Below are 26,402 nucleotides of genomic sequence, written 5' to 3' on the forward strand. Positions count from 1 at the left end.
GATCCTGATTGTGTGTGTCAGTACTCGGTGGTTTTTGCTAATGATTTAAAAACCGGGCTGCTGTCCGGGCTGGCGGTGGTGCGCCAGTGGATAACGCCGGGTGTGGTGGCCAGCTCAAACGGCTCGTCGGCGTGCGCGCGATTAAGAATTCGCGCCGCGCGCCAGGCCATCAGGCTGAGCTGGGGTTCGGCAATGCCGAGACGGTGCATCCCGGCATTCACGGCGAACAGGCGGTTGCTCTGCGGGCCGTCCCATTCGAGGGTGAAATCGTTGTTAATGCAGAAGGCTTCGTCCGTGTCCAGATGCAGGCGGTGAGACAGCGGCGCGAGGAACGCGGGCTGCACGGTGCGGTAGCCGGTGGCGAAAATCACCACGTCGCTCTCAAGCTGCTCGCGGCCGCCGTCGAGGTGATGCTGAATGCTCAGGCGATGGCCGTTTTCCTGGCGCGTCAGGGACGTCACCGAGCGGGACGGCATCAGGTGCGCCCAGGGTTTTTCACGCAGCACTTCGAAGCGGTGGTACATGGCGCGGTAAATCGCCAGCAGGGACTCGGTGGTGATGCCGTCGGAGGTCATCTTCTGCTCGTGCAGCATCTGACGACGGGCCTCTTCGCCGAGGGTGGAGAAGCTGTCCACGTACTCCGGCGTGAAATACTCGTTGGCAAAGGCGGCTTCATCCAGCGCGTTGTAGTTATTGCGGCGCGATACCCAGTTCAGGCTCAGCGGCTGGCCCCATTCGCCGCGGAAGATATTCAAAAACAGATCTGCCCCGCTCTGGCCGCCGCCGACGACGGTGACGCGCTTGCCCGCGAGATCCGGCGTGCGCAGCATCATCTCGCTGGCGTGGAAGCAGGTATCGTCCTGCACGGTAACGCAGTCAGGCAGGTTGATCTGTTTGCCAATTCCCACGCAGACGTGGCGCGCCAGGAAGCGGTCGCGCTGGGTCACCACCTCAAACAGGCCGCTTTTCTCGTCAAAGCTCACCTGCTGCACCTGCTGGCTGAAGGCGAGGTTGGTGAGGTTTTCCGCCGCCCAGCACAGGTAGTCCGCAAACTCCTCACGGGAGACGGTGCGCTGCTCGGTGGTCAGGAAGCGGTAGAACTTTTTGCGCTGCACCAGGTAGTTCAGGAAGCTGTGGCGGTTGGTTGGCTCCACGGCGCTGACCAGATCCTTCAGGAAACTGGTCTGCATGTGGCAGTCCGGCACCATCATTCCCGGGTGCCAGGAGAAGTGCGGTTTACGCTCAAGGAACAGCGAGCTAAAGCCGTTCAGCCCTTCGGCCAGAGCGGCGATGCTGAGGTTAAACGGGCCAATACCAATGCCGATGAAATCATAGGTTTTCATTGCGCTGACTCCCGGGAGGCGAGAAAAAGAGGGTTATCAAGGTCGGTGACGTAGTTCGGCAGCATGCGGCTGCCGCCGTCGTGTTCGGAGAAGGTCAGTTTGACCGGGTTGAGGATCACGCGAATAATCTGCGGCTTGAAGAGATCGAATTTGGCGAAGCGCTCTGCCAGATCCGGGTGCGCCGCCATATAACCCCGTAATACCCCGGCCAGAATCTGGTAGAAACGCGTTTCGCTCACGCCGCATTGCAGCGTGAGGCGCGAGATAAAACGCAGCACCGTCACAAAGTTACCGGTTTGCAGGTCGTGAATAATGTAATCCGCGCTCAGGCGCGCCGTGACGGCCTTCACCTGCTCCGGCAGGCTCCGGGCCTGCGGGAAATCCTCATCCACCAGGCGCATATCGCCCTGGAAATCCTTCAGCAGGATGCGCTGCGGAACGTAGTCCTTCATCACCAGCGTCACGTTCTGGCCGTGGGCGATCAGCGCCACGCCGTAGCGGCAGAGCAGGTGATAGAACGGGATCACCGTTGCCTCAAACAGCGTTTCCAGCCATGCCTCTGCGCTTAGCCCCGAGCGTTTAATCCACGCGTCGATCAGCGGTCGCCCGGCATTGTCGGTTTCCATCAGCGCCGCCATCAGCACCGCCTGTTCGCCGTCCTGCAGATAGCAGGACGGGTTTTCGCGCCAGATCACCCCCAGCATCTCCTGATAGCGGTAGGGCGCTTTCGGCAGAGCAGCATAGCCCGGATGCGACAGGTATCCGGCGGCGGGTTCGCCAAGCACCTGCGCGCCTGAGCGGATCAGCGTGGCGTCGGTGGCAAACTGCTGCTGCAGCCAGCGCGAGGCCAGCGGCCCGGCGGCAATGTATTTGCCCGGAATGCCGCGATAGCAGGAGGTATTATAGATAGTCAGCGGAAGCTTGATGTCATACGGCGCGCGACGGCTGGCGTTGGTGAGCGTGCGCAGGGACTGCTGCGCCAGATACTCATCGCCGAATTCCCCCAGCTCAACCATCTGTCCGCGCGCCAGCTGCGCCAGGAAATGAATGGCAATTTTCTGCTGCCACTGCCACGGGTGCAGCGGCACCGGCAGCCAGCCGTCGTCGAGACCCAGCGCCTGCCAGCGGGCGTCAAAGCGGGCGCGCTCGGCGCTGTCCATGGCGCTTGCCAATAGACGGTGAATGTCGCAATCGGCGTCGCTGCTCCAGACCAGATGCTCCCGCTGGACGGCAATCCAGTGCAGACGAAAACGTCCGCGATACTCGGGCGCGTACTGACGCAGCGCGTCCAGACCCCAGCCGCGGCGACCTTTGTTGAAAATAAACTTCGGGTGACCGCTCAACAGACACTGTAATTCGTCCGGATCGAGGTGGATCAGCGCGTCCGCGTCCAGCGCTTCACGCGCCTGCAGCAGCTGCATGTCGCCGCGCAGCGTGGCGTAGAGATCTTCCATGTGCTCTGCCGTTTGCGCGTCGCTCATCTCCAGCACCGTCGCCAGCTGCAGCAGCGCGCTTTCCGCTTCGACGGCATCGCCGCTGGCGGCGATCAGGCTGTCCGGGTCGATATGCAGCCAGCCCCAGATCCCGCGCGTGGCGCGAAACTGCCAGGACTCGGTGCCCATGGTGATTCGCCAGCCGTCCGACGAAACCGGCTCAGCGCGCAGGGTGCGTTCGTATTCCAGCTCGGCGAGGATCTTCGCCACCATCTCGCGGTTCACTTTCTGCCAGAGCGCGTTCACAGGCCCACCTCGCTGAAGAAGCGGTGACGCTGGCTCACGATCAGGCGCGAGCGCTTGTGCGGGAAATCGAACTCTTTCATCGTCTCAAAACCGGCGGAGGCCAGATGGCGGAACAGGCGCTGGTTGTCGAAGCGCGGCTCGGCGACAATCCGCGCGGTGCGCGGTTCATCGAGATACAGATAGTGGCTCAGGCCGCGCAGCCAGCTGCGGATGTACTGCGCGCCGCGCCAGTTCTCTTCTCCCACCAGCATGTGCAGTCCGCGGTCGAACGGCTGCCAGCGATAGTGGCGGCCAATGCGGTCTTCCGCCGCCCAGTAGAGCTCAAAATAGCCGAACGGCTGGTCGTCGAAGCAGCCGATAACCGGGTAACAGTAGGTCGAGTCAAGCTGACGGCGCAGGTAGCTTTCCTGCTCGGCCTGCGGGCCCGCCATCTCCCAGAAGGCGTTCACGCGCGGGTTGTTCATCCATTGGGTAAAGCGCTCGCCGTCCAGCGCCACGTCGGCCACGCGGAAGCTGAGGGTGCGCTTAATCTGCGGATCGTAACGACGGTACACTTCGCCCTGCGGGCGGCGAGGGCGCAGCGGGAAATACAGCTGACGGCTCTCGTCAAACTGCATCCCGCCCCTGGCCCGTGATTGTTCTCCTTTCAGCCACAGCGGCAGCTGCCAGAAGGTGTCGCGTGCCAGATAGTCCCCGTGGGCGAGGCTAAACAGCGCCTGCGCCTGGGGTTCATCCTGCCAGGTTGCCCAGGGAAGGGTAATGCCGGTCAGCGCGGGTGCGGCAACAAACAGCTGATCCAGGGCTTCGACCAGCCAGCCGTCCGGGAACCCACTCAGACGCTCCAGCACCGCGCTGCCGTCAAGACCCAACGCCAGCGGCAGCGCGCGATCCGTGGCGGTGCAGCGGAAGCCGTAGCCGGAATGGACGATATTCGCGATGGCCATTACGCCTTCTCCTTGTAAAACGGGTTGCTAAAGTCGAAATAGATCACCGCCGGATCGGCGATGGTGTTTTCATTGCGATCGTGCAGGTAGCAGAAGAAGTTGCCTTTGCAGTTCCAGGTCGGGCTGTCGAGGACGTAGTCGAGGCAGCGGGTCTGCTTCGCCGTGCGGCGCAGTTCCGCCAGCGCGTCGCGCACGCGGGACATCAGGCTCTCCTCGCTGTCGAAACCGGCGGCGGCGAGGGCGGCGGTGACGGCAAGGGTAGAGTTTAGCAGCAGGTAATAAGGGAAGTAGCGCAGCAGCTGGCTCTCACCGAAGCGGTTTTCCACCTCCGTTTCGCCCGCTGAATTCAGCCACGCGTCGGCCCCTTCGGTCCACGCGCTGCCCTGGCAGTCGCGGTAAATCAGCCCGACGGGGAAATCCTGCTGCATCTCAACGAGGATATTCTGCTGGTGCGCCAGCAGGACCAGACCGTAGTCCGCCTCGGCGCTGAACAGCGGGAGCAACACGCGGTCGCAATAGGCGTCCAGCCAGCAGCGGGCGGCCTGGGCGAGCGGTAAATCCAGACGCTGGCTCAGACGGCGCACCGCGGAGGCCAGCAGGCTATCACCGCCGTCCGGCGCGGCCTGGGTCAGGCTCACCAGCACGTTGGTTTGCGTCTTGGGAGTATCGAACAGCAGATTGACGCGCAGGGCCATCAGGCTCTCTTCCTGAATAACGCCGCTTTCGTCACGCAGCCCCGCCCAGCCGTCCTCCTGCATCACGCGCATGGTCGGGTAGCGTGACTGCAATTCTTGCCAGCGTTCCGTTTTCGCCAGGCGCGCCAGGCGCATTCCGCGCTTAACTTCTTTGACCGACAGCGTGCGCACGGAGTTGGTCAGGCGCACGCTGAGGGAGAACTTAATCATGTCGCTGTTGGTTTCGCTGTACAGCGAGCGGGACGAGCTGGTAGGCAGCCACTGCGCGCCCGCTTCGCCCAGATCCTGCAATGAACCGTTTTCCGCCAGACGCTGGCACCAGTCCTGCTCCAGCAGATAGTCGGCCTGCCATGGATGCATCGGCAGCAGCCAGCGGGTGTCGCTGAAGTGGCCGAGCAGCTCAGGCGCGCTCTGGGCCGCGAAGCGCAGCAGACGCTCGCGCAGGGAGACGTTCAGGCTGTCGCCAGCAACGAGCGTGCTCTCAACGGCAAACCAGCGCAGCGGGAAGCGGGAGGCGAAATCAGGAAGATAGCGACGCGCCTCTGTTTCGTTGAACGGCTCGTGCGACTTCGGCGCCGGGTGAAACGCGTGGCCGACCAGCAGCGCCTGTTCCGCTTCAGCAAACGTCAGCGGCTTATCGCGCAGGTTTACCCAGCCGTGGCGGAGATCGATCGCCTGCCAGGTGTGGGCATGGCTTTCAATAACGCGCTGCTTAAAACGCGCCAGCGTATCGGCATCCAGCGAGCCTTTTACTGACGGTTTTTCAAGAATTAAATCAACCAGTTGGTCAAATGTGACGGCGTCACCGTCATCACTGTTGCTCTGAAGAAGCGTGGCCGGGAAACGGTACTGATGATGCTGGGTGGGAGAGAAATAGCGTACCGGAACCCGAAGCGCCTGCGTTTGGGACAGCGGGATATGAATGTTCGGTAACGCATCCGCAGCGGTAGCGGGGAGATAGCGCCAGTCCTTCGTTTCGCGCAACAGGGCGTTCAAAAAACACTGGGCTGCAACGTCTGTACCGGCAGAGCGGGGCAGAGCACGCATAGATGTACCTCATTCCATGATTGATAATAATTCTCGTTATGATATTCATTCTGTTTACAGTCGCAACCATTTTTGCAATATTTGTTTTCATAAACTTCATGATTTCCACACATTTATTGACACTATGTTCACATTCTCATGCGCGCTGACTCAGAAACATTGACCGAAAAGGTCGCCTCAAAAGCCAACTGGCCCCTGGCGCTATGTGCGGGTTTATTAGGTATCGGGCAAAACGGCCTGCTGGTGATGCTCCCGCAGCTGGTGACCCTGACCGGGCTGTCGCTCTCGGTCTGGGCCGGGCTGTTGATGTTTGGATCCATGCTCTTTTTACCGGCCTCGCCCTGGTGGGGACGCCAGAGCGAGCGGCGGGGATGTAAGGCCGTGATGGTGGCCTCGCTGAGCGGCTATCTGGCCAGTTTCGTCGTCATGGCGCTTGTGGTCTGGGCGATGGCGGCCGGAAGGCTGGATACCGTCTGGGGACTGGCGGGACTGATTCTTTCACGTCTGCTTTACGGACTGACGGTCTCGGGGCTGGTGCCTGCGGCCCAGACGTGGGCTATTCAGCGTGCGGGGCTGGAGAAGAGAATGGCGGCGCTGGCGACGATAAGCTCCGGCCTCAGCTGCGGACGTTTGCTCGGCCCGCCGCTGGCGGCGCTGATGCTCAGCGTCAGCCCGGTAGCGCCGCTCTGGCTGATGGCGATCGCGCCGTTAATCGCGCTGCTGCTGGTGCTTCGCGAAGCCGCAGACCCGCCGCTGCCGCCGGTGGCGCACCAGGCGACCCGCCTGCAGGCCTCGATGCTGCCGTTCCTGCTCCTGGCGCTGCTGCTGGCGGCGCTGGTCAGCCTGATGCAGCTTGGCCTGTCACCGCATCTTAGCCCTCTGCTGGGGGGCAACGCCCGGGAGATCAGCCATCATGTTGCGCTTCTGCTGAGCCTGGCCGCGCTGGCGACGCTCGCGGCGCAGTTTCTGGTGGTCCGCCCGCAGCATTTCACTCCGGTGACGTTGCTCTGCATCGCGGCGGTGTTAATGGTTGCAGGGCTTGGGCTGATGACAGTCGTGGGTTTAACGCTGTTCTACGTGGGGATTGTTATCACTTCACTCGGGGCGGCGATGGCCACGCCGGGCTACCAGCTGCTGCTGAACGACAGGCTGACTACCGGGAAAGGGGCGGGCGTCATCGCCACCAGCCACACGTTAGGCTACGGCGTCAGCGCGCTGCTGGTGCCTGTGGTGACGCGCTTTTACGGCGAGCAGTCTTTGACGGTGGCCGCATGGGGAATGGCAGTGCTGTTTTTAGCGTTGAGCATAGGGGTACGGTCAACCGAGCGGACCCCTTCCGAAAAGCCTTAATGGATCTGGCGGGAGGAATGGCCGCCAGACTCCTCATTTTGCCGCAGACGCTGGAGCGGATCCTGCTGATAAAACTGGCAGAAACGCTGCCACAGCGCCGGGAAGCGGGGCGCGAAGAGTTCGGGCGCGCTGAAGAAATACTCCGAGAGCACCGCAAAGCACTCGGCCGGGTCGGTTGCCGCATAGGCGTCAATGCTGGCCGCGCTTTCGCCCACCAGGTCTATTTCATCCTGGATGTTATCCATCGCCGCGTGCAGATCGTGCTCCCAGCCCGCCACCTCGCGAAGCGGGATCAGCGGAACGCCGCTGGCGCGATCGCCGTTGCGGGTATCGAGCTTATGCGCCACTTCATGGATAACCAGATTAAAACCGGACGCATCGAACGAGTCCTGAATGTCGAGCCAGTTGAGGATAATCGGCCCCTGCTGCCAGCTTTGTCCGGACTGCACCACGCGCTGGTTGTGCACCAGCCCGATGTCATCTTCCCACTCGTCATCGACGATAAAGGGGGCCGGATAGATCAGCACTTCGTGGAAACCATCCAGCCACTCGATACCCAATTCCAGCACCGGCAGACAGAAAAGCAGGGCGATGCGCGCGTTTTTCAGGGGATCGAGTTCGAAACCCTGCAGTGGAACCAGGCGTTTTTGCTGTAAAAAACGATCCGCCAGCTGAACCAGTTTCGCTTGTTCATCCGGCTTAAGATTAGCCAGAACAGGGATCGTCAGCGCGTCATCCCATGGCAGCGCCATATCCCGGCCAGCTTCATTCGTTTTCCAGGGCCACTTTATCATCGCTTTGCTCGCAAACTCGTCACTTGAACAAAAATGGGAAAGTCAGGTTTGGTTAAGATGCCAGAAAATCGCTCACTGCGACAATTCCAGCCTGAATAAACTATCATTCGTACGTAGCGGTGGGTAGCGGTTTACGGGCATCACCTTCATTTTGTGAAGTCTGTCGTAGCCTGAATCCACAGGTTCAGTGAAGAAATCAGTACGGTATTGAAAAGATGAGCGATTTCAAAGGTAACAAGCAGAGCCTGCCCAGCCGGGCGTGCGCGCACTGCCAGCGGCCCATGACGTGGCGCAAAAAATGGTCGAAATGCTGGGATGAGGTCAAATACTGTTCCGAGCGTTGTCGCAGGAGCCACCGTTGACCGAACTGCGCCTGATCCTGGGCGATCAGCTTAATCCGCACCACAGCTGGTTTGATGCCTGCAATCCAAATGTTATTTACGTGATGCTGGAGCTGCGGGCCGAAACCGCGTACGTGCTTCACCACGCTCAGAAAGTGATCGCCATTTTTGCGGCCATGCGCGCGTTTGCCTCTGCGTTAAAGGAGAAGGGGCATCGGGTGAGGTATGTCCGGCTCTCTGACGACTCAAACCGCGGCGCGCTGGAAGACAATCTCAACGCGCTTGTCGCGCATTACGGCGCCAACAGGGTGATATGGCAGGAGCCCGACGAATGGCGCCTGGATACGCAGCTGCAGGCGTGGGCGAAAGCGGCGTCCGTCGAAACGGCCTGCGTCAGCAGCGAGCATTTCTTCACCACCCGTGAACAGGTGAGCGCGTTCTTTGCGCCACGCAAAAGCTGGCGAATGGAGTACTTTTACCGGGAAATGCGTCGTCAGCACGGCGTACTGTTGACCTCAGAAGGCGAGCCGGAAGGGGGAAAATGGAATTATGATGCTGAAAATCGCAAGCGCTGGTCCGGCGAGCCGCCCGCGCCGGAGGATTCGCGTCCGCGCCACGATTATTCAGCCTTATGGGCGGAGATCCAGCGCTGCGGCGTAAACACCTTCGGCGAACCGCAGGCCGGGTATTTTCGCTGGCCGCTCAATCGTTCGGAAGCCAAAGCCAGGCTGGATGAATTTATCGCTCACGTGCTCCCGCAGTTCGGCGCCTGGCAGGACGCGATGCAAGCTGAGGAGCTTTTTCTGTTCCACTCGTTAATTTCATTCGCGCTGAACACCAAAATGCTTAGTCCGCGGGAAGTGGTGGCTGCCGCCCAGCAGGCATGGCGTTCGGGCCATGCGCCGCTGCCAGCCGTCGAAGGGTTTATCCGACAAATTCTCGGCTGGCGGGAGTACGTGCGTGGGATCTACTGGTCGCAGATGCCGGGCTATCGGGAGCTGAATGCCTTAGACCAGCACGCCCCGCTGCCGGACTGGTTCTGGACCGGCAGGACGCAGATGCGCTGCCTGGCGCATGCGATTGGGCAGTCGCTCACCGAGGCTTACGCCCACCATATCCAGCGCCTGATGGTCATCGGGAACTTTAGCCTGCTCAGCGGCCTGTCGCCGCAGGCGGTTCATGAATGGTATCTGGGTGTCTACATTGATGCCTTTGAATGGGTGGAGCTGCCCAATACTCTCGGCATGAGCCAGTTTGGCGATGGCGGATTGCTGGCCAGTAAGCCCTACGTCTCGAGCGCGTCGTACATTCACAAGATGAGTAATTACTGTCAGGGGTGCCGGTATCAGCACACCCAGCGTACCGGAGAGCTGGCGTGCCCCTTCAATGCCCTTTACTGGGATTTCTTTGCGCGCAACCAGGCGCGTCTGGGTAACAATCCCCGCCTGGGCATTGTCTTTAAACAGCTTGCGGACATGAAGGAAGAGGAGCGGCAGGCCATTGCCGATCGCGCCGGGTATGTTCGCCTGCATCTCAACGAGCTCTGACGTATTTCAACACCGCGCCGGTTGCGGTGGGTCAATAAGACGCTATTATTTTTGACTTTGCTGCGTATTCCCCGACAGGACATCCAGACGCCATGCCCGTGAATTTTGACCTTAACGATCTTTATGCTTTCAGAGCGTTAGTGGAATACGGTAACTTCCGTGTCGCTGCTGAATCTATCTGCTTATCCCAGTCGGCGCTGAGCCGCAGGATTGAAAAGCTGGAAGCCGCGCTGGGAAACCGGCTGTTTGACCGTACCACCCGCCGCGTGGCCTTAACGTTATACGGGCAAAACTTTGCTGAACGCTCCGCGCAGCTGCTCGATAACGTTGAGTCAATGCTGGCGGATGTCGATAAGGTCAGCGAAGAGCGGACGGGGCTGATCACGGTTGCCACGGTCCCTTCCGCGGCCTGTTACTTTATGCCCGATGTGATCCGTCGTTTTCAGTCTCGCTATCCGCGCGTTCGCATTAAGCTCATCGACAGCAGCGCGGGGAATGTGATTGACGCCGTGGCCCGAAGCCAGGCGGATTTTGGTATCAGCTTCGCAGGAAACCTACCGTCTGACATCGAATTTTTCCCGCTGGTGGAGGATGTCTATGTTGCGGCGTGCCGAAAGGATCACCCGCTGGCGCAGAAGAGTCATCTGACGTGGCAGGCCTTTTATCAGCAGGATTATATCTCCCTCGATAAAACGTCAGGTAACCGTAACCTGCTCGATCGGATGCTGGGGGATATCGTTCCCGAACGCCCGAGCGTATGCGAAACGCGCCACGTTACCACGATGCTCGGTATGGTAGAGGCGGGGATCGGCATTGCTGCCGTTCCCGCCATGTCGATGCCGACGTCAGAGCACACGCTGCTGACGCATCTGCCGCTGGTGGCGCCGGAAGTGAAACGCACCGTGGGGCTTATCCGGCGCCGGGGGCGTATCCAGTCCTACATTGCGGCTGAACTGGAAAAACAGATCACCGAGCAGTATCGCCGGACGTAACGGGGATCATCCCCGTCTTCTGGATGACGGCCCTGAAGGGCGGTGAGGCGAGATAGGTCAACAGCGCTTTCCCCTCCGCGGGATGTTCTGCATGGCGGGTGACCGCACCCGCGAACCGCGTGATGTACTGCAGATTATCCGGGATTTTCCCGATAAAAGTGACGCCCTGAACCGGCAGCAGCTCGCTCACCTGCTGGAAACCGACGGCGTATTTTCCTTTCGCCACTTCTGAGGCAACCGGAATGCGCTCAACCATTGTCGCTTTACCCGCCACTTCTTTTTCGATCCCCATTTTTTTGAACAACGTCTGGCTGACGTACCTGCCGCTGGCGCTATCAGAGTAGGCGATGGAGCTGGCCTGCAGCAGCGTGTTACGCAGGCTCGCCTCGCTGCTGATATCAGGAACATCCGCCCCTTTTTTTACCACCATGCCAACGGGGGAATCCGCGAGTTCCGTTCGCGAACCCGGCTGCGTCTGGCCGGCTTTTTCGAGCTTCTCCAGCGCATCGCCCACCATAATCACCACGTCGGCTTTCTCGCCGCGCGCCAGTCGGTTTGGGATCGCCTGCGGCGTAGCGCCCATTGAGGGGCCGGGGATGATCACGATTTTATCCCCGGTCCGGCGTTCATAGTCCGGGGCCAGCTTTTCCAGGGCGGCCTTGAAGCCGCCTGAAATCATGACCTTTACGTCCTGGGCACAGGCATTAACGCTCAGGAGCGTCAGCACCAGCGCGCTGGCGGTAAAGCGATAGGTGCGTTTCATACTGCCCCCTGTGACTTGACGGTATTTTGCAGCGATACCGCGCGGCGGCGGTAGAGGTAGAGCGTGGCCAGCAGGGCACACACGGCGGCGAAACTCATCCAGTAGCCAGGCGAGGCTTTGTCACCGGTGTATTCGATCAGCGCGGTGGACATGACCGGGGTAAAGCCGCCAAAGACCGCCGTTGCCAGGCTGTAAGCCAGAGAGAACCCCGCCACGCGCACTTCAGCAGGCATAATCTCCGTCAGGGCCGGGATCATCGCGCCGTTGTACAGGCCGTAGAGGAAGGAGAGCCACAGCAGCACGATCAGCATCATGGAGAAGCTGGGGGCGCTCGCCAGCAGCGTCAGGGCGGGGTAGCTGGTCGCCAGCGCCAGCAGGGCCATGGCAATCAGCACCGGCTTGCGCCCGAAGCGATCCGACAGCGCGCCGCCCACCGGCAGCCAGATGAAGTTAGAAATAGCCACCAGCAGCGTGACCAGCAGGCTGTCCGAGGCGCTGAGCATCAGCACCTTTTTGCCAAAGGTGGGGGCGTAGACGGTGATCAGGTAGAACGCGGTGGTGGTCATCGCCACCATCAGCATGCCCGCGACCACCACCTGCCAGTTGCCAAGGAGCGTTTTAAAGACCTGACGCATCTCCAGATGATGGCGGCGCGCGCTGAACTCTTCCGTCTCCTCCAGTTTGCGGCGCAGGAAAAAGATAAACGGCACGATTAAGCAGCCGAACAGGAACGGGATGCGCCAGCCCCATTCGCGAATGGCGCTCTCCTCCATCAGGGCGTTCAGGGCAAAGCCCATCGCGCGCGACCATAATAGCGACCTGCTGGCTGCCGGACTGCCAGCTGGTGTAAAACCCTTTGCGCCCCGGAGTGGCGATTTCAGCCAGATAAACCGAGACGCCTCCAAGCTCCGCACCGGCGGAAAAGCCCTGCAGCAGACGGCCCGTCAGCACCAGCAGCGGCGCCCACAGACCGATGCTTTGATAAGAGGGGATAAGCACGATCAGGAACGTCCCCGCCGCCATGATGGAAAGGGTAACGATCAGCCCCTTTCTGCGACCTACCTTGTCGATATACGCGCCTAGCACAATGGCCCCGATGGGGCGCATCAAAAAGCCCGCGCCGAAGACGGCGAAGGTCATCATCAGCGACGCAAATTCACTGCTCGCGGGGAAGAACGTGTGGGCGATGTAGGTGGCATAGAAGCCGAACAGAAAGAAATCGAACTGCTCAAGAAAGTTGCCGGACGTCACGCGAAGTATGGCGCCCGCTTTCGAGCGTACGGTTGCAGGTGAGGTTGAGGAAAACATGGTTATCTCCAGTTTATTGTTGACGTTTTACGCGTCTGTTTTTGAAAACTGGATCAGGATGAGGAAATAGATAAGCGCAAATGCCGCATCGGCTGATGCACGTTTTGCATGAATAGCCTTCGCGGGATAAATACAATTAATGACAACAATAACTTAACAATTAATTGATTTTTTATTCACCACTTTTTGCTAAGTGGCTGATATCACGGTTTTGTGACATGACGCAGGCGCATGTCCGTCTGCGACTGCCGGGCAGCGTTGCGCCACCCGGCCTGTCTCAACCTAGGGCTGTGAACAACCCGCGCACTGTTTGTTCTGGATCTGCTGGAAGAAATCGTTGCCTTTGTCATCCACCAGGATAAACGCCGGGAAGTTCTCGACCTCAATTTTCCAGATGGCTTCCATTCCCAGCTCCGGATACGCGACGCATTCCAGGCTCTTAATGCTGTTTTGCGCCAGCACCGCTGCCGGGCCGCCAATGCTGCCCAGGTAGAAGCCGCCGTGTTTATGGCAGGCGTCGGTTACCTGCTGGCTGCGGTTGCCTTTCGCCAGCATGATCATGCTCGCGCCGTGGGATTGCAGTAAGTCCACATACGAGTCCATACGGCCAGCCGTAGTCGGGCCGAGCGAGCCAGACGCGTAGCCTTCTGGCGTTTTGGCCGGGCCCGCGTAGTAAATCGGATGATCTTTAACGTACTGCGGCAGTTCTTCACCGTTGTCGAGCAGCTCTTTCAGCTTCGCGTGGGCGATATCGCGCGCCACGATGATGGTACCGTTCAGCGACAGGCGGGTAGAGACCTGATGCGCGGAAAGCTGCGCCAGGATCTCATCCATCGGCTTGTCCAGATTGATGCTCACCACGTCGCCTTCGCCCTGCTGACGCAGTGATTCAGGAATATACTGACCCGGGTTGTGTTCCAGCTTCTCAATCCAGATCCCGTCGCGGTTGATCTTCGCTTTAATGTTGCGGTCTGCGGAGCAGGAGACTCCCATGCCGATTGGGCAGGAGGCGCCGTGGCGCGGCAGGCGGATCACGCGGATATCGTGGGCGAAGTATTTACCGCCGAACTGCGCGCCGAGGCCGAGGTTCTGCGCTTCCTGGAGCAGTTCCTGTTCGAGCTGAACGTCGCGGAAAGCCTGGCCGTGTTCGTTACCTTCCGTCGGCAGCGCGTCGTAGTAGCGCGTGGAAGCGAGCTTCACGGTTTTCAGCGTGGCTTCCGCTGACGTACCGCCAATCACAAACGCGATATGGTAAGGCGGGCAGGCCGCAGTGCCCAGGGTGCGCATCTTCTCAACCAGGTAGTTTTTCAGCTTCGCCGGGGTGATCAGCGCTTTGGTTTCCTGATAGAGGTAGGTTTTGTTGGCAGAACCGCCGCCTTTTGCCATGCACAGGAATTTGTATTCGTCCCCGTCCACGCTGTAGAGATCGATCTGCGCGGGCAGGTTGGTGCCGGTATTCACCTCTTTATACATGTCCAGCGCCGCATTCTGCGAGTAGCGCAGGTTATCTTCAATGTAGGTGTTATACACGCCCTGGCTCAGCGCCGCTTCGTCACCGCCGCCGGTCCAGACGCGCTGGCCTTTTTTACCCATGATGATCGCGGTGCCGGTATCCTGACAGGTTGGCAGCACGCCTTTTGCGGCAATTTCAGAGTTACGCAGGAACTGCAGGGCAACGTATTTGTCGTTCTGGCTGGCTTCCGGGTCGTTGAGAATGGCGGCAACCTGCTTCTGGTGGGAAGGACGCAGCATAAATGCGGCATCGTGGAAGGCCTGCTGCGCCAGCAGGGTCAGGGCTTCCGGCTCCACTTTCAGCACTTCCTGACCGTCGAATTCGGCAACGGAAACGTGCTCTTTGGTCAGCAGATAGTATTCGGTGTCGTCATGGGAAAGAGGGAAGGGGTTCTGGTAGATAAATGGTTTGTTTGACATAGCGTATTGCTCCACAAAAATAAAACCGCCGGAGGAGAAGTCCGGCGGTCAGGAATCAGAACATCATGGACATCCACGGATAGCCAATCAGCAGCAGTGCCGCCAGGAAGATGGCACCGAAGATGGTGCCGAGGCGCCAGTAGTCTTTGGTTGGCAGGTAGCCGCTACCGTAGTAAATCGGGCTTGGGCCAGTACCGTACGGGGTGATGATCCCCATGACGCCCAGCGAAGTTACCATCAGCAGAACGAACACTTCCATATTCATGCCCGGGATGGTGGAGGCGATAGTCAGCATCGCAGGCAGCAGCGCCGTTGTGTGCGCGGTGGTGCTGGCAAACAGGTAGTGCAGCAGGTAGAACGCCAGCAGCAGGACGACGGTCGCCACGCCCGGAGAGATACCGCTCATCAACAGACCGCCTTCTTTACCTAACCAGCTGATAAAGCCGGTAGAGGAGAGGCCATCCGCCAGTGCCACCAGGGTGGCGAACCAGACGAAGGTGTTCCATGCGGCCTTGTTACCGGTGATATCGTTCCACTCCAGCACGCCGGTCCACAGCATCAGACCGACGATGAGCAGGGCTGCCATGGCAGGCTCAATCCACGCGGCGGCGAAGATCCACATCAGCAGAGCACAGCACACGAACACCAGCAGCAGAATTTCATTGCGGGACAGTTTGCCGAGTTTTTCCAGCTCGCGGGTCGCCCACAGCGGCACTTCGTTATTCACTTTGACTTCAGGTGGGTAGAACCAATAGGCCAGCAGCGGCATGGCCAGAATCAGCAGGATACCCAGCGGCAGGAAGGCGAGGAACCAGGTGCCCCAGGAGATATCAATCCCAACCGTACTTTTCACCAGCGCCAGGGCCAGCAGGTTTGGCGCGAGGGCGGAGAGGAACATTGAGCTGGTGATACAGGCCGCGGTGATCGCTACCCACATCAGGTATGAACCAATCTTACGCGCGCTTGGGTCATTAGGTTTTGAACCGTACAGCGGCGGCAGGTTAGCGATAATCGGGTAGATGGTCCCGCCGCTGCGCGCGGTGTTGGACGGGGTGAACGGTGCCAGCAGCAGGTCCGCAAACGTGATGGCGTAACCGAGCGTCAGGCTGCGACGGCCGAGGTACTTCACCAGAATCAGCGCCAGACGGCGACCGAAGCGGGTTTTGTCATAGCCTGCGGCGAACATAAAGGCACCGAAAATCAGCCAGACGGTAGAGTTACCAAACCCGCTCACCGCCCATTTAAAGGAGGCACCCGCCAGCTTGAATTTCGGGTCAGCCAGCTGATCGGGGCTGAACAGCACCCACTGGCTGCACAGGGCGATGGCGACCACGCCGGTCAGGCCGATCACCGCACCCGGCAGCGGTTCGAAGATCAGACCGACGATCACGCCGACAAAGATGGCGAAGTAGTGCCATGCGTAAGGCGGCAAGCCTTCAGGAACGGGAACAAACAGCAGCAGTACGGCGACGATGACGGGTAGCGCCATCATCAGCAATCGTTTTGCATTTCCATTTGATGCCTGGTTCGCCACAGGGGGCGTTACAGCAGTTTTTGTATTCATAGTTTCACGTCTTAAGTTGTCAAAAATTCGGTCACAAAGAAAAAGCACTTTATTTAGTTTCTTTGCTTTTTTTAGTTATTAAAGGTGCTTTCTTGTATTTCCAGTAATAGCGATTTAACGCGTTTTCATGTTCGCTAAATTAAAAAATGATGATGTTTTTATATTGCGCTTTTGAATGCCATAACTATTGATCGCGATCAAAAAAATAGAATTGCAGCGTTATTTTTATGCTTTTATTAATAACCACTCTGGCGTATGTGGGTATTGCCTGTTTTTGCGTATTTTTTATCATTTCTTTAACAATATAGATTTTGGTGTGATTTTAATATATTGTTTTTATTGATTTTATATGTGTTACGGTGAATTGGTTTTACCATTTATATTTTAACGGTTTTTAAATTATTGTGAATGGCTGAATTACAATCTCTAACACCAATGTATTATTTGTGTTATCGCAGGGATTAAATAGTTTTTTAACTAACGTAATAACTTTAGAAACTAAAAAAATCATTATATTAATATCATGACATCGGCAAATAACGACGAAATAAAAAATCAATCCGATAACGAATTCTTAATTTTTAAAAGTTTGGAGTTTCTATTATGAGCACTAACGAACGCATTCTTAGCCCCTTCACATTACCGAATGGCACTGAACTGAAAAACCGTTTGTTAATGGCCCCTATGACAACCTGTACCGGCTATTTTGACGGCACCGTCACCAGCGAGCTGGTGGAGTACTATCGGGCCCGTTCCGGCAGCATTGGCACCATCATTGTGGAGTGTTGCTTCGTCGACGATCTCGGTCTCGCCTTCCCGGGTGCCATCGGTATTGATAATGACGAGAAAATTGCCGGGCTGGCGAAAATCGCAGAGGCCATTAAATCCAAAGGATCTAAGGCGCTGCTGCAGATCTACCACGGCGGCCGCATGGTCGATCCAAAACTGATTGGTGGCCGTACCCCGGTTGGCCCGAGCGCCGTAGCCGCGCCGCGTGAAGGTGCCGCAACGCCTGTCGCCCTGACCGCAGAAGAAGTGGAAGGCATGATCGGCAAGTTTGGTGAGGCGGTGCGTCGCGCCATCCAGGCCGGTTTCGACGGCGTGGAAATCCACGGGGCGAATACCTATCTGATTCAGCAGTTCTACTCCCCGAATTCAAACCAGCGCGACGACGAGTGGGGCGGCAGCCGCGATAACCGCGCGAAGTTCCCGCTGGCGGTGCTGGACATTACCCACAAAATGGTGCGCCAGTACGCGGACGACGCGTTTATTATTGGCTACCGCTTCTCCCCTGAAGAGATGGAAGTCCCGGGCATCCGCTTTGACGACACCATGTATCTGCTGGAAAAACTGGCGGCGCGCGGCGTGGACTATCTGCACTTCTCCGTCGGCGCTACCCTGCGTCCTTCCATCGTCGACATCCAGGATCCCACCCCGCTTATCGAAAAATACTGCGCGATGCGTTCTGAAATGCTGGCGCAGGTTCCGGTCATGGGCGTGGGCGGCGTGGTGAATGCTTCTGATGTGAATGAAGCGCTGGACCACGGTTACGACCTGATTGCCGTTGGCCGCGCCACCATCGCTTATCCGGACTGGACAGACCGCATTGCGGCCGGGGAAAGCCTGGAGCTGTTTATGGACAGTACCCAGCGCGAGGCGTTGAGTATTCCTGAACCGCTGTGGCGCTTCTCGCTGGTGGAAGCGATGATCCGCGACATGAGCATGGGCGAATCCAAATTCAAACCGGGTACCTTTGCTGAGAAGGTGCAGGATGACGCTAACGAACTGGTGATTAACGTCAGTCTGGAAACCGACCGCATTGCGGACATCGAGCTGGCCTCCGGCCCGAGCGAAGACGTTGAGTTTGTGACCAGCTTTGAAGAGATCCGTACCCGCATTCTGGACGCCAATACCCCGCACGTGGATGCCATCACCGGCGCAACCAGCCAGAGTGAAGCGGTGAAGAAAGCGGTCTCTAAAGCGATGCTGAAATCCAGCAAAGCGCTGGCCGCGGAAGAGGGCGTTGACCCGAACGAAACCCGCAGCGTGGACGTGGTCGTTGTCGGCAGCGGCGGCGCCGGTCTGGCGGCGGCGATCCAGGCTCACGACGAAGGCGCGAGCGTGCTGATTGTCGAGAAAATGCCGACCATCGGCGGGAACACCATTAAAGCCTCTGCCGGTATGAACGCCGCCGAAACCCGCTTCCAGCGCGTGAAGGGCATTCAGGACAGCAAAGAGCTGTTCTATCAGGAAAGCCTGAAAGGCGGCGGCAACAAGAACAACCCGGAACTGCTGCGTCGCTTCGTCGAGAACGCGCCGCAGGCAATTGAGTGGCTGGCCACGCGCGGCATCATGCTGAACGACATCACCACCACCGGCGGGATGAGCATCGACCGTACTCACCGTCCAAAAGACGGTTCGGCGGTGGGCGGCTATCTCATCAGCGGCCTGGTGCGTAACGTTAACAAACGCAACATCGAGGTGATGCTGGATACCTCCGTCAGCGACATCATCTTCGAGAACGGTGAAGTGACCGGCGTACGCCTGACTACCGAAGAGAACGAAACCGTCACCGTGGCAACCAAAAGCGTGATTGTCGCCACTGGCGGCTTCAGCGCCAACAGCCAGATGGTGGTGAAATACCGTCCTGATCTGGAAGGGTTCGTTACCACCAACCACAAAGGGGCAACCGGCGGCGGCATCGCACTGCTGGAGCGCATCGGGGCGGGTACCGTGGATATGGGCGAAATTCAGATTCACCCAACCGTAGAGCAGAAAACCTCGTACCTGATTTCCGAATCCATTCGCGGCGGCGGGGCGATTCTGGTCAATCAGAAAGGGGAGCGCTTCTACAACGAAATGTCGACCCGCGATAAAGTCTCGGCGTCAATCATCGCGTTGCCGGAGAAATACGCATACATCGTATTTGACGAGCACGTACGTGCCAAAAACAAAGCCGCTGATGAGTACATCGCGAAAGGTTTCGTGACCAGCGCCAGCTCGCCAAAAGCCCTGGCTGAGGCGCTGGGTATGGATCACCACGCTTTTCTCGCGACGCTGGAACGTTACAACGGCTTCGTTGAAAAACAGCACGATGATGATTTTGGCCGTACCACCGCGCTGCGTGCGCCTATCAACGAAGGGCCGTTCTACGCCATTCAGATTGCACCGGGCGTGCACCACACCATGGGCGGCGTGACCATCAACACCGAAACCTGCGTGCTGGACAGCAACCACAACGTGCTGCCAGGGGCGTTTGCGGCCGGTGAAGTGGTAGGCGGGATCCACGGCGGTAACCGTATCGGCGGTAACGCAGTGGCAGATATCATTATTTTTGGTACGCTTGCAGGACATCAGGCGGCTATGCGTTCGAAAAAGCAGTAAGACCCCTGTGTTGTAGGCCGGATACGCCCAGCGCTATCCGGCATTTTCCCCGGCGGCGCGGTGCCTGCCGGGGCTACATCTGAGGAATACAGCCATGCCTGATAGCCATCGCGTTTACAGCTACTCCGCCGTCCTGATGGGCTCACCCATTCTCCTGAAACTCTTCTCCCACGACGAAGCCCTCGCGTCCCGCGTGTTTCGCCTGATCAAACAGTACGAAGATCTGCTCACCGTTAACCGCGCGCACTCGCAGGTGATGAACATCAACCATGCGGCTGGCCAGCATCCGGTCACCGTCAGCCGGCCGGTGTTTGAGCTGATCCGCTGTGCCAAAGCGGCAAGCCTGTTCAGGGACAGCGCCTTTAACCTGGCGATAGGTCCGCTGGTGAAGCGCTGGAAAATAGGCTTTCAGGGGGACAGCGTTCCGCCTGCCGATGAAATCGCGTCGCTGCTGGCGATAACCCGTCCTGAAGATGTCCTTCTTGATGAGGCCAGCAGCAGCGTGTTCTTGACCAGAGCGGGGATGGAGATCGATCTGGGGGCCATTGCCAAAGGCTATATCGCCGACAGGGTGCGTGATTACCTGCATAAAGAGGGCGCTGAGCTGGGGCTGATCAACCTCGGCGGAAACATTCAGACGTTAGGCTCGCCGGAAGGGGGCTGGAGCGTGGGGCTGAAAAAACCGTTCGCCGGTGATGCGCTGATCGGCACGATGACCGTAGAGAACCTCTCCGTCGTGACGTCGGGAACGTACGAGCGCTACTTTGAGCAAAACGGCAAGCGCTATCACCATATTCTCGATCCGCGCACCGGGTATCCGCTGGACAACGAGCTGGACAGCGTAACGATTGTTTCGAAGGACTCCATCGACGGCGATATCTGGACCACGCTGATGTACGGCATGGGCGTAGAGAAGGGCTGTGCCGCCCTGCGCGCGCGCCCCGATATTGAAGCTATCTTTGTGACCAAAACAAAAGAAGTGGTGTTCTCTTCAGCACACCACTTCCGCTTTACCCTGCTGGATAACGACTACCGCGTTACTGACAGTATTGCTTGAGCAGGCCGGTCTGCTCCGGCTGGAGACGGTAGCGATACACCGGACGGCCGGTGGCGCCGTAGTGAATACTGGTGAACAGAATGTTGATTTGCGCGAGCCAAATCAGGTACTTGCGGCAGGACACGCGCGAGATATTGACCGCGCTTGCCAGGTCATCGGTAGAAAATTCCGTCTCCGGGTGAGCGTCAATCCACTGGCAAATCGTGCGCAGCGTTTGCGGCGTTAACCCCTTCGGCAGCTTTTTACTGTCCGCCAGTTCCGGCGCCCCGCCGTGGATCAGCCGGTCGACGTCGGCCTGCTCATAATACTGGTGCGAACCCATCAGGCTATGCTTTGCCTTCCAGCCGTTCAGCGCCTCTTCAAAGCGCGGGAACTGGAACGGCTTGATCAGATAATCCACCACGCCGTAGTGGATGGAAGTCTGGATCGTGGCGGCGTCGGCAGCCGACGAGATCATAATCACATCGATTGGGCGACCGGATGCGCGAATAACGGGCAGCAGATCCAGCCCGTTATCCTGCTGCATATAGACATCCAGCAGCACCAGGTCGACAGGCTGACCGGGGTTATTAATGATGGCCTCGGCCTGGTTTAGCGTGGAGGCGACGCCGCAGCAGCTAAAACCTTCAACACGGTTGACATACAGACGGTTGAGGTCGGCTACCATGGCGTCATCATCGACAATTAATACATTTATCACGCGATATTCCTCTCGCTATCCCAGGGGATGTGAACAAAAAATTGGGTAAATACGCCTGGCTCAGACTCGACGGTGATATCGCCGCCGAGATTCTGGATTTGCTGGCGAGCAAGAAACAGCCCAACGCCGCGGTTTTCACCTTTTGTTGAGAAGCCCTTTGTAAAAATAGCCTCAAGCTGAGCGGGATCAATGCCGGGGCCATCGTCGCTCACTTCGCAGCTGAGCCAGCCGTTCTGATAATGCAGCAGCAGGCCGATCTCACCTTCCTGCTGTCCTTCCATCGCGTCGAGCGCGTTTTCAATGAGGTTACCCAGCACGGTGATCAGCACCGCGACCTGCTCTTCGCTCGCGGTATCCGGTATCTGGCATTCATCCGCCAGCGTCAGGGTGACGCCCGCTTCTTTCGCCCGATTGATTTTACCCAGCAGGAACCCGGCAATCACCGGGGATTTTACCTTGCTCTGTATCGTGCCGATATCCGTCTGGTAATTATGTGCCGTCTGGATAATGTACTCTTCCAGCTTGTCGTAGCGCTTCATGTGCAGCAGGCCCAGGATCACATGCAGTTTATTCATAAACTCGTGCGTGTGGCTGCGCAGGGCGTCGACGTAGTTAACCATGCCATCAATACGCTGCATCAGCTGGCTGATTTCCGTTTTATCACGGAAGGTGGTGATGGCGCCGATTACCCGATCCTGGCTTTTAACGGGCACCATATTGCACAGCAATAGACGCCCGTTACAGCTGATCTCCTGATCCTGGCGCGCGACGCCCGTCTTTGAAACTTCGCGCAGGCTGGCCAGCAGGGGGGCGCTGGCGTTTTCGGTCTGCTTGCCGGAAGGGAGAAGCAATATTTCTCTGGCGGTCTGGTTGATCATCGTCACGCGCCCGTGAATATCGACGGCCAGCACCCCCTCGCGAAGCGACTGCAGCATCGCCTGACGCTGTTCGAACAAGGCGGAAATTTCGTAAGGTTCGAGCCCGAACAGGATGCGCTTCAGGACCCGCACCAGACCCCAAATCGCCATGGAGCTCATAAAAATACTGAATAAAATGGTCCAGACGGCGTTTAGCCGCCCGCGAGCGATCTGCTCTTCAACCTTTTTCAGGGAGATACCTACCGCCACCACGCCGATCTGCTCGTGCTGGCCGTCGTAGACTGGGGTAAAAACGCGCAACGCTTCGGCGAGCGCACCCCGGTTTACCGATACGTTCTCTTTGCCTTCCAGCGCGGGGGTTAAATCGTCACCGATAAAATGCAGCCCCAGCAGCGCCTCGTTCGGGTGAGAGTAGCGGATCCCGCGCATATCGGTGACCACGGTGAACAGCAGATCGTTTCGTTTCGTCACCGCCTGGGCGATGGGCTGAATAATATTCTCCTGCGGTGCCTGCATCAGGCCGCGCTGGATCTCCGGGCTGTTGGCCAGCGTTCTGGCAATACCCAGAGCCGTATCTTTTACATCATCGCGGGTCGCCCGGGTGATTTGTACGGAGTAGAGCGCAAAGACCACCAGCAGCACAGAGGCAATAATCGCGCACACCATCAGCGTGACCAGGGTGTTCAGCTTCATGGGGCGCTTGCGCGTAGTAAGGAAAGGCTGCAAATCGCTCATCAACACTCCGCGATAATTAAGAAAAGGGGTAATTATCGCCGATGACGCGCTTTTCTTAAAGCCATGTAAAGGCGTGGATTTGGTCCTCTTTTCGTGACCCTCCTCGCAGGTCATCTATATAAAACACTTTATAGTGTGTGGGTACTCATAATAAGGAGGCTGTTTATGAGCGTTATGCTTACCGGTTCGGTCAAGGAAAGACGGCACGCCAGCACGATGAATATTGATAGATTGTCCACGCTGGACATGCTGAAAGTCATTCACCAGGATGATGCACTCATTTCTGCTGCGATTACCCCCTGTTTAAATACTATTGCCCGCGTGGTGGACAATGCCGCCGCGACGCTCAGCCACGGTGGTCGCCTGATCGTCGTTGGCGCGGGGCCTTCAGGGCGCGTTGCGCAACAGGTTGCCGATGAATATGCGCCGGGCAAAACCCCTGTGATGGCCGTTACGGCACAAGAAGGGGAAGGGAGCTACGAGCGCGGCGTTGCCGATCTGCAGGCCATCAAGTTTGGTGAACACGATATGATGCTGGCCGTGACCGTCAGCGGAAAAACGCCGTGGGTCTGGGGGGCAATGCGCCATGCGTGGTCGCTGGGTTCACCGGTCGCCATTATTACCGGTGATGCGCAAAGCGAAGCCGCGCAGCTGGCGAGCATGGTTATCGCTCCGGAGCTGGGGGCCGACGTCGTCGCAGGCTATATCAACACCAAAGCGGGGATCGCGCAAAAAATGATCCTCTCGATGATTGCCACCGGGCTGGCCGTCCGAACCGGACGGGTTTACAGCAACCTACGCGTGGATCTTGAGGCAAGCACGACCAAATGGGCTGAACGGCAAGTCGCCATTGTGATGGAAGCGGGGGGATGCACACGGGCCGAGGCAAAAGCTGCGCTTGAGAGCTGTAACCATAACTGTAAAACGGCGGTATTGATGGTGCTGACAGGGCTGGATGCATGGAAAGCCCATGAGCTGCTGGCGCAGAATAACGGGTTTATTCGCGTGGCGCTGCAGGAAGCGCCGTAAGATCTTCAGATAGTAAAAAGGCCGCAATTGCGGCCTTTGGTATTTTGGGGAATTAGAACTGGTAGGTCATGCCTACGCCAACGATGTCATCAGTTGAGATGCCATTGGCTTCGTAGAAGCTTTCATCGTTGTCCAGCAGGTTGATTTTATAATCAACGTAAGTCGAGAAGTTTTTGTTGAAGCTGTAGGTCATACCGAGATCGATATAGTTCACCAGATCCTGATCAACATAGTCGTAGTTATTACCTGGGTTGTAATCATTGCCGCCAATGTCTTTACCTTTGGAGTAAACCCATGCCAGAGACGGACGCAGGCCGAAGTCGAACTGGTACTGCGCTACGGCTTCAAAGTTCTGCGTTTTGTTGGCGATACCAACCGTCTCACCGCTACCAAATGGCGTCATATTGCGGGTTTCCGCATACATCATGGCCAGGTAAACACCCTGCGCATCATATTTTGCGCCAATGGTCCAGGCTTCAGCGCGTTCGCCACCTGCATATGGGCTGTAGCGGTTGTAGTTACCTGCACCGTATGCAACCTGCGTGTTCGTGCGGTCGGAAGATGAATATGCCGCGCCCAGGCTCAGACCGAAGTCAAAATCATAGGTGGTAGACATACCGAAGCCGTCGCCATTCTGGAAACGAACATCGTCATGGCCGTTTTTCGTGCCTTCCTGATCTTCTGCTGCATCCTGGCCTTCATTCGCACCCTGATACTGCAGCGCGAAATTCAGACCCTCAGCCAGACCGAAGAAATCCTGGTTACGGTAGGTTGCCAGACCGTTAGCACGACCGTTCATAAAGTTATCGGTCCATGTGTAAGAGTCACCGCCAAATACAGGCAGCATATCGGTCCAGGCTTCAACGTCGTACACGACGCCGTAATTACGGCCATAATCAAATGAACCGTATTCACCATATTTCAGGCCAGCATACGCCAGGCGGTTAAACGATTTGTCACCCGCGCCCTCGGTATTATTAGCGAAGGTTTTATATTCCCACTGGCCGTAACCGATCAGATCGTTAGCGATCTGGGTTTCGCCTTTGAAACCAATCTGCACATAGGTTTCGTCGCCGTCGTCGCCAGGGTTGTCCGAGAAGGTATGACGCGCGTCGACTTTGCCGTACAGGTCAACTTTGTTGCCGTTTTTGTTGTACATTTCAGCCGCATTGCCTGCGCCTGCCATTAATAACGCGGGTACCACAATTGCCAGAACTTTTCTTTTCATTATATATTCCCTTCAAACATAATTTATATGAATATATGTAATCACCCTCCGCAATTACAGGCTTGATACTATTCCAGGAAGTGTTATTTAGTTTCAAAATAAATGTAATTAAATTCTATGAAATATTGCTAAATATTTCTATTAATCTCTTTATTTTTCTTGTGAATTAATTCATTGAATTTATATGGTGTAATTATTATTAAGTATTTCGTGGTTCTATTTTTAAATTGATTTAATTCGTCTATGTTATAATTCATGCACTTTTAAACAACAGGATATGACGATGGAACTTGTCCGGTGGCAGCAGCGATTTGAGCGCTGGCTCGAGGAAAACCACAGCATCGACGATACCGCACATGATATTTCGCATTTTCGTCGGGTCTGGATGACGGCGCAAAAAATCATGGCTGACCAGGCGGTGGAGCCGCTGGTGATCCTGACCGCATGCTATTTCCACGATATTGTCAGCCTGCCGAAAAACCATCCCGAACGCGGCCGGTCATCCCAGATGGCAGCACGCAGGACGTGTGACATTCTGCGCCGCGACTTCCCTGACTTCACGCCAGGGCATACTGCCGCCGTCGCGCACGCGATTGAGGCGCACAGCTTCAGCGCCGGGATTGCGCCGCAGAGCATGGAAGCCAAAATTGTGCAGGACGCAGACCGGCTGGAAGCGTTAGGCGCTATCGGCCTGGCGCGCGTCTTTGCCGTCTCGGGCGCGCTGGGCATGCCGCTTTTTGATGCAGACGATCCCTTTGCCGATGCGCGTATCCTTGATGACCGTGCGTTTGCCCTCGACCATTTTCAGACCAAGCTGCTGCGATTGCCTGATACAATGCAAACGGAAATGGGCCGCGAGCTGGCACGTCACAATGCCGATTTCCTGATCCAGTTTATGGCGAAACTCAGTGCCGAATTACACGGTGACTGCATCGGGCTGGATAGCCAGGTGTTGAGCCGCTTCCGTCGCAGTTTGCGCAACTGAACTGTGGTAATCTGTTCCCAGTCTTTACTCTCCGGTTAAAAGAATGC

At 57.6% G+C, this 26,402-nt stretch carries 19 protein-coding genes and 1 pseudogene; 8 read left to right on the forward strand and 12 right to left on the reverse strand.

The annotated features are described in order from the left end of the window. Positions 1-17: 17 nt before the first annotated feature. Genes ACZ6J2_RS07740 through ACZ6J2_RS07755 form a run of 4 tightly spaced genes read right to left on the reverse strand, consistent with a single transcriptional unit; the run spans position 18 to position 5,768 of the window. The gene (locus ACZ6J2_RS07740) at positions 18-1,343 is read right to left on the reverse strand and encodes a lysine N(6)-hydroxylase/L-ornithine N(5)-oxygenase family protein (protein WP_471725325.1); all 1,326 of its coding nucleotides are present in this window, start codon (positions 1,341-1,343) and stop codon (positions 18-20) included. Then, a complete protein-coding gene (gene iucC / locus ACZ6J2_RS07745) occupies positions 1,340-3,082 on the reverse strand; it encodes an aerobactin synthase IucC (protein ID WP_471725326.1) in 1,743 nt (580 codons plus the stop codon). Before iucC ends, ACZ6J2_RS07740 begins: the two co-directional genes overlap by 4 nt. After that, entirely contained in the window at positions 3,079-4,026 is a 948-nt protein-coding gene (locus tag ACZ6J2_RS07750; protein WP_471725327.1) for a GNAT family N-acetyltransferase, read from the reverse strand. The genes iucC and ACZ6J2_RS07750 overlap by 4 nt, the downstream gene beginning before the upstream one ends. After that, positions 4,026-5,768 (reverse strand): IucA/IucC family protein, encoded by a 1,743-nt coding sequence (locus tag ACZ6J2_RS07755; protein ID WP_471725328.1) that lies wholly within the window; start codon positions 5,766-5,768, stop codon positions 4,026-4,028. Before ACZ6J2_RS07755 ends, ACZ6J2_RS07750 begins: the two co-directional genes overlap by 1 nt. 138 nt (positions 5,769-5,906) lie before the next feature. Between ACZ6J2_RS07755 and ACZ6J2_RS07760 the strand changes: the two genes are divergently transcribed. Beyond that, positions 5,907-7,118 carry an MFS transporter gene (locus tag ACZ6J2_RS07760; RefSeq protein ID WP_471725329.1) on the forward strand — a complete coding sequence of 404 codons (1,212 nt, stop codon included), beginning with the start codon at positions 5,907-5,909 and terminating at the stop codon, positions 7,116-7,118. Here the strand turns inward: ACZ6J2_RS07760 and mtfA are convergent. Next, the gene (gene mtfA / locus ACZ6J2_RS07765) at positions 7,115-7,912 is read right to left on the reverse strand and encodes a DgsA anti-repressor MtfA (RefSeq protein ID WP_033145920.1); all 798 of its coding nucleotides are present in this window, start codon (positions 7,910-7,912) and stop codon (positions 7,115-7,117) included. The two genes, ACZ6J2_RS07760 and mtfA, sit on opposite strands and share 4 nt — an antisense overlap. 215 nt (positions 7,913-8,127) lie before the next feature. Here mtfA and ACZ6J2_RS07770 point away from each other — a divergent pair, with 215 nt between their 5' ends. The 3 genes from ACZ6J2_RS07770 (at position 8,128) to psrA (ending at position 10,792) form a co-directional block, all read left to right on the forward strand. Beyond that, complete coding sequence (locus ACZ6J2_RS07770) at positions 8,128-8,274, forward strand: DUF2256 domain-containing protein (protein ID WP_471725330.1); 147 nt, start codon at positions 8,128-8,130, stop codon at positions 8,272-8,274. Next, complete coding sequence (locus tag ACZ6J2_RS07775; RefSeq protein WP_471725331.1) at positions 8,271-9,800, forward strand: cryptochrome/photolyase family protein; 1,530 nt, start codon at positions 8,271-8,273, stop codon at positions 9,798-9,800. Before ACZ6J2_RS07770 ends, ACZ6J2_RS07775 begins: the two co-directional genes overlap by 4 nt. A 92-nt stretch (positions 9,801-9,892) precedes the next feature. Beyond that, positions 9,893-10,792, forward strand: a complete 900-nt coding sequence (psrA, locus tag ACZ6J2_RS07780; protein ID WP_023312331.1) for an L-proline-binding transcription factor PsrA — start codon at positions 9,893-9,895, stop codon at positions 10,790-10,792. On the opposite strand, the gene ACZ6J2_RS07785 is transcribed toward psrA, so the two are convergent. The 4 genes and pseudogenes from ACZ6J2_RS07785 to ACZ6J2_RS07800 form a co-directional block, all read right to left on the reverse strand. Further along, positions 10,767-11,555, reverse strand: coding sequence for a substrate-binding domain-containing protein (locus ACZ6J2_RS07785; RefSeq protein ID WP_471725332.1), 789 nt, complete (start codon positions 11,553-11,555; stop codon positions 10,767-10,769). The genes psrA and ACZ6J2_RS07785 overlap by 26 nt on opposite strands. Further along, a pseudogene (gene tcuC, locus ACZ6J2_RS07790) lies at positions 11,552-12,863 on the reverse strand (tricarballylate/proton symporter TcuC). Before tcuC ends, ACZ6J2_RS07785 begins: the two are co-directional and overlap by 4 nt. A gap of 282 nt (positions 12,864-13,145) precedes the next feature. After that, positions 13,146-14,795, reverse strand: coding sequence for a class I fumarate hydratase FumA (gene fumA, locus ACZ6J2_RS07795; protein WP_471725333.1), 1,650 nt, complete (start codon positions 14,793-14,795; stop codon positions 13,146-13,148). A gap of 55 nt (positions 14,796-14,850) precedes the next feature. Continuing rightward, a complete protein-coding gene (locus ACZ6J2_RS07800) occupies positions 14,851-16,359 on the reverse strand; it encodes an anion permease (RefSeq protein WP_072210827.1) in 1,509 nt (502 codons plus the stop codon). Between the two features lie 603 nt (positions 16,360-16,962). Here ACZ6J2_RS07800 and ACZ6J2_RS07805 point away from each other — a divergent pair. Then, a complete protein-coding gene (locus tag ACZ6J2_RS07805; RefSeq protein ID WP_471725334.1) occupies positions 16,963-19,743 on the forward strand; it encodes a flavocytochrome c in 2,781 nt (926 codons plus the stop codon). A 94-nt stretch (positions 19,744-19,837) separates the two neighbouring features. Further along, positions 19,838-20,800, forward strand: a complete 963-nt coding sequence (locus ACZ6J2_RS07810) for an FAD:protein FMN transferase (RefSeq protein WP_471725335.1) — start codon at positions 19,838-19,840, stop codon at positions 20,798-20,800. On the opposite strand, the gene dcuR is transcribed toward ACZ6J2_RS07810, so the two are convergent. Next, positions 20,781-21,500, reverse strand: a complete 720-nt coding sequence (gene dcuR, locus ACZ6J2_RS07815; RefSeq protein WP_045887823.1) for a two-component system response regulator DcuR — start codon at positions 21,498-21,500, stop codon at positions 20,781-20,783. The genes ACZ6J2_RS07810 and dcuR overlap by 20 nt on opposite strands. Further along, on the reverse strand, positions 21,497-23,113 hold the full coding sequence (locus tag ACZ6J2_RS07820) for a sensor histidine kinase (protein ID WP_471725336.1): 1,617 nt from the start codon (positions 23,111-23,113) through the stop codon (positions 21,497-21,499). Before ACZ6J2_RS07820 ends, dcuR begins: the two co-directional genes overlap by 4 nt. Positions 23,114-23,278: 165 nt before the next feature. On the opposite strand from ACZ6J2_RS07820, the gene ACZ6J2_RS07825 reads away from it, so the two are divergent. Beyond that, positions 23,279-24,142: an N-acetylmuramic acid 6-phosphate etherase gene (locus ACZ6J2_RS07825; RefSeq protein WP_471725337.1), complete on the forward strand. Its 864-nt coding sequence runs from the start codon at positions 23,279-23,281 to the stop codon at positions 24,140-24,142. A gap of 52 nt (positions 24,143-24,194) precedes the next feature. Here the strand turns inward: ACZ6J2_RS07825 and ompC are convergent, their stop codons facing one another. Continuing rightward, on the reverse strand, positions 24,195-25,370 hold the full coding sequence (gene ompC, locus ACZ6J2_RS07830) for a porin OmpC (protein WP_471725338.1): 1,176 nt from the start codon (positions 25,368-25,370) through the stop codon (positions 24,195-24,197). A gap of 283 nt (positions 25,371-25,653) precedes the next feature. Between ompC and ACZ6J2_RS07835 the strand changes: the two genes are divergently transcribed. Next, positions 25,654-26,355, forward strand: coding sequence for a phosphohydrolase (locus ACZ6J2_RS07835; protein ID WP_471725339.1), 702 nt, complete (start codon positions 25,654-25,656; stop codon positions 26,353-26,355). Positions 26,356-26,402 lie beyond the last annotated feature (47 nt).

Source organism: Enterobacter sp. E14S (assembly GCF_055666685.1).

What these genes read in the sequence shown, in the direction of transcription:
- ACZ6J2_RS07740 (WP_471725325.1), bottom strand. Translation starts at nt 1,343, where the DNA reads ATGAAAACCTATGATTTCATCGGCATTGGTATTGGCCCGTTTAACCTC.
- ACZ6J2_RS07750 (WP_471725327.1), bottom strand. Translation starts at nt 4,026, where the DNA reads ATGGCCATCGCGAATATCGTCCATTCCGGCTACGGCTTCCGCTGCACC.
- ACZ6J2_RS07755 (WP_471725328.1), bottom strand. Translation starts at nt 5,768, where the DNA reads ATGCGTGCTCTGCCCCGCTCTGCCGGTACAGACGTTGCAGCCCAGTGT.
- ACZ6J2_RS07760 (WP_471725329.1), top strand. Translation starts at nt 5,907, where the DNA reads ATGCGCGCTGACTCAGAAACATTGACCGAAAAGGTCGCCTCAAAAGCC.
- mtfA (WP_033145920.1), bottom strand. Translation starts at nt 7,912, where the DNA reads ATGATAAAGTGGCCCTGGAAAACGAATGAAGCTGGCCGGGATATGGCG.
- ACZ6J2_RS07770 (WP_471725330.1), top strand. Translation starts at nt 8,128, where the DNA reads ATGAGCGATTTCAAAGGTAACAAGCAGAGCCTGCCCAGCCGGGCGTGC.
- psrA (WP_023312331.1), top strand. Translation starts at nt 9,893, where the DNA reads ATGCCCGTGAATTTTGACCTTAACGATCTTTATGCTTTCAGAGCGTTA.
- ACZ6J2_RS07785 (WP_471725332.1), bottom strand. Translation starts at nt 11,555, where the DNA reads ATGAAACGCACCTATCGCTTTACCGCCAGCGCGCTGGTGCTGACGCTC.
- fumA (WP_471725333.1), bottom strand. Translation starts at nt 14,795, where the DNA reads ATGTCAAACAAACCATTTATCTACCAGAACCCCTTCCCTCTTTCCCAT.
- ACZ6J2_RS07800 (WP_072210827.1), bottom strand. Translation starts at nt 16,359, where the DNA reads ATGAATACAAAAACTGCTGTAACGCCCCCTGTGGCGAACCAGGCATCA.
- ACZ6J2_RS07805 (WP_471725334.1), top strand. Translation starts at nt 16,963, where the DNA reads ATGAGCACTAACGAACGCATTCTTAGCCCCTTCACATTACCGAATGGC.
- ACZ6J2_RS07810 (WP_471725335.1), top strand. Translation starts at nt 19,838, where the DNA reads ATGCCTGATAGCCATCGCGTTTACAGCTACTCCGCCGTCCTGATGGGC.
- ACZ6J2_RS07820 (WP_471725336.1), bottom strand. Translation starts at nt 23,113, where the DNA reads ATGAGCGATTTGCAGCCTTTCCTTACTACGCGCAAGCGCCCCATGAAG.
- ACZ6J2_RS07825 (WP_471725337.1), top strand. Translation starts at nt 23,279, where the DNA reads ATGAGCGTTATGCTTACCGGTTCGGTCAAGGAAAGACGGCACGCCAGC.
- ompC (WP_471725338.1), bottom strand. Translation starts at nt 25,370, where the DNA reads ATGAAAAGAAAAGTTCTGGCAATTGTGGTACCCGCGTTATTAATGGCA.
- ACZ6J2_RS07835 (WP_471725339.1), top strand. Translation starts at nt 25,654, where the DNA reads ATGGAACTTGTCCGGTGGCAGCAGCGATTTGAGCGCTGGCTCGAGGAA.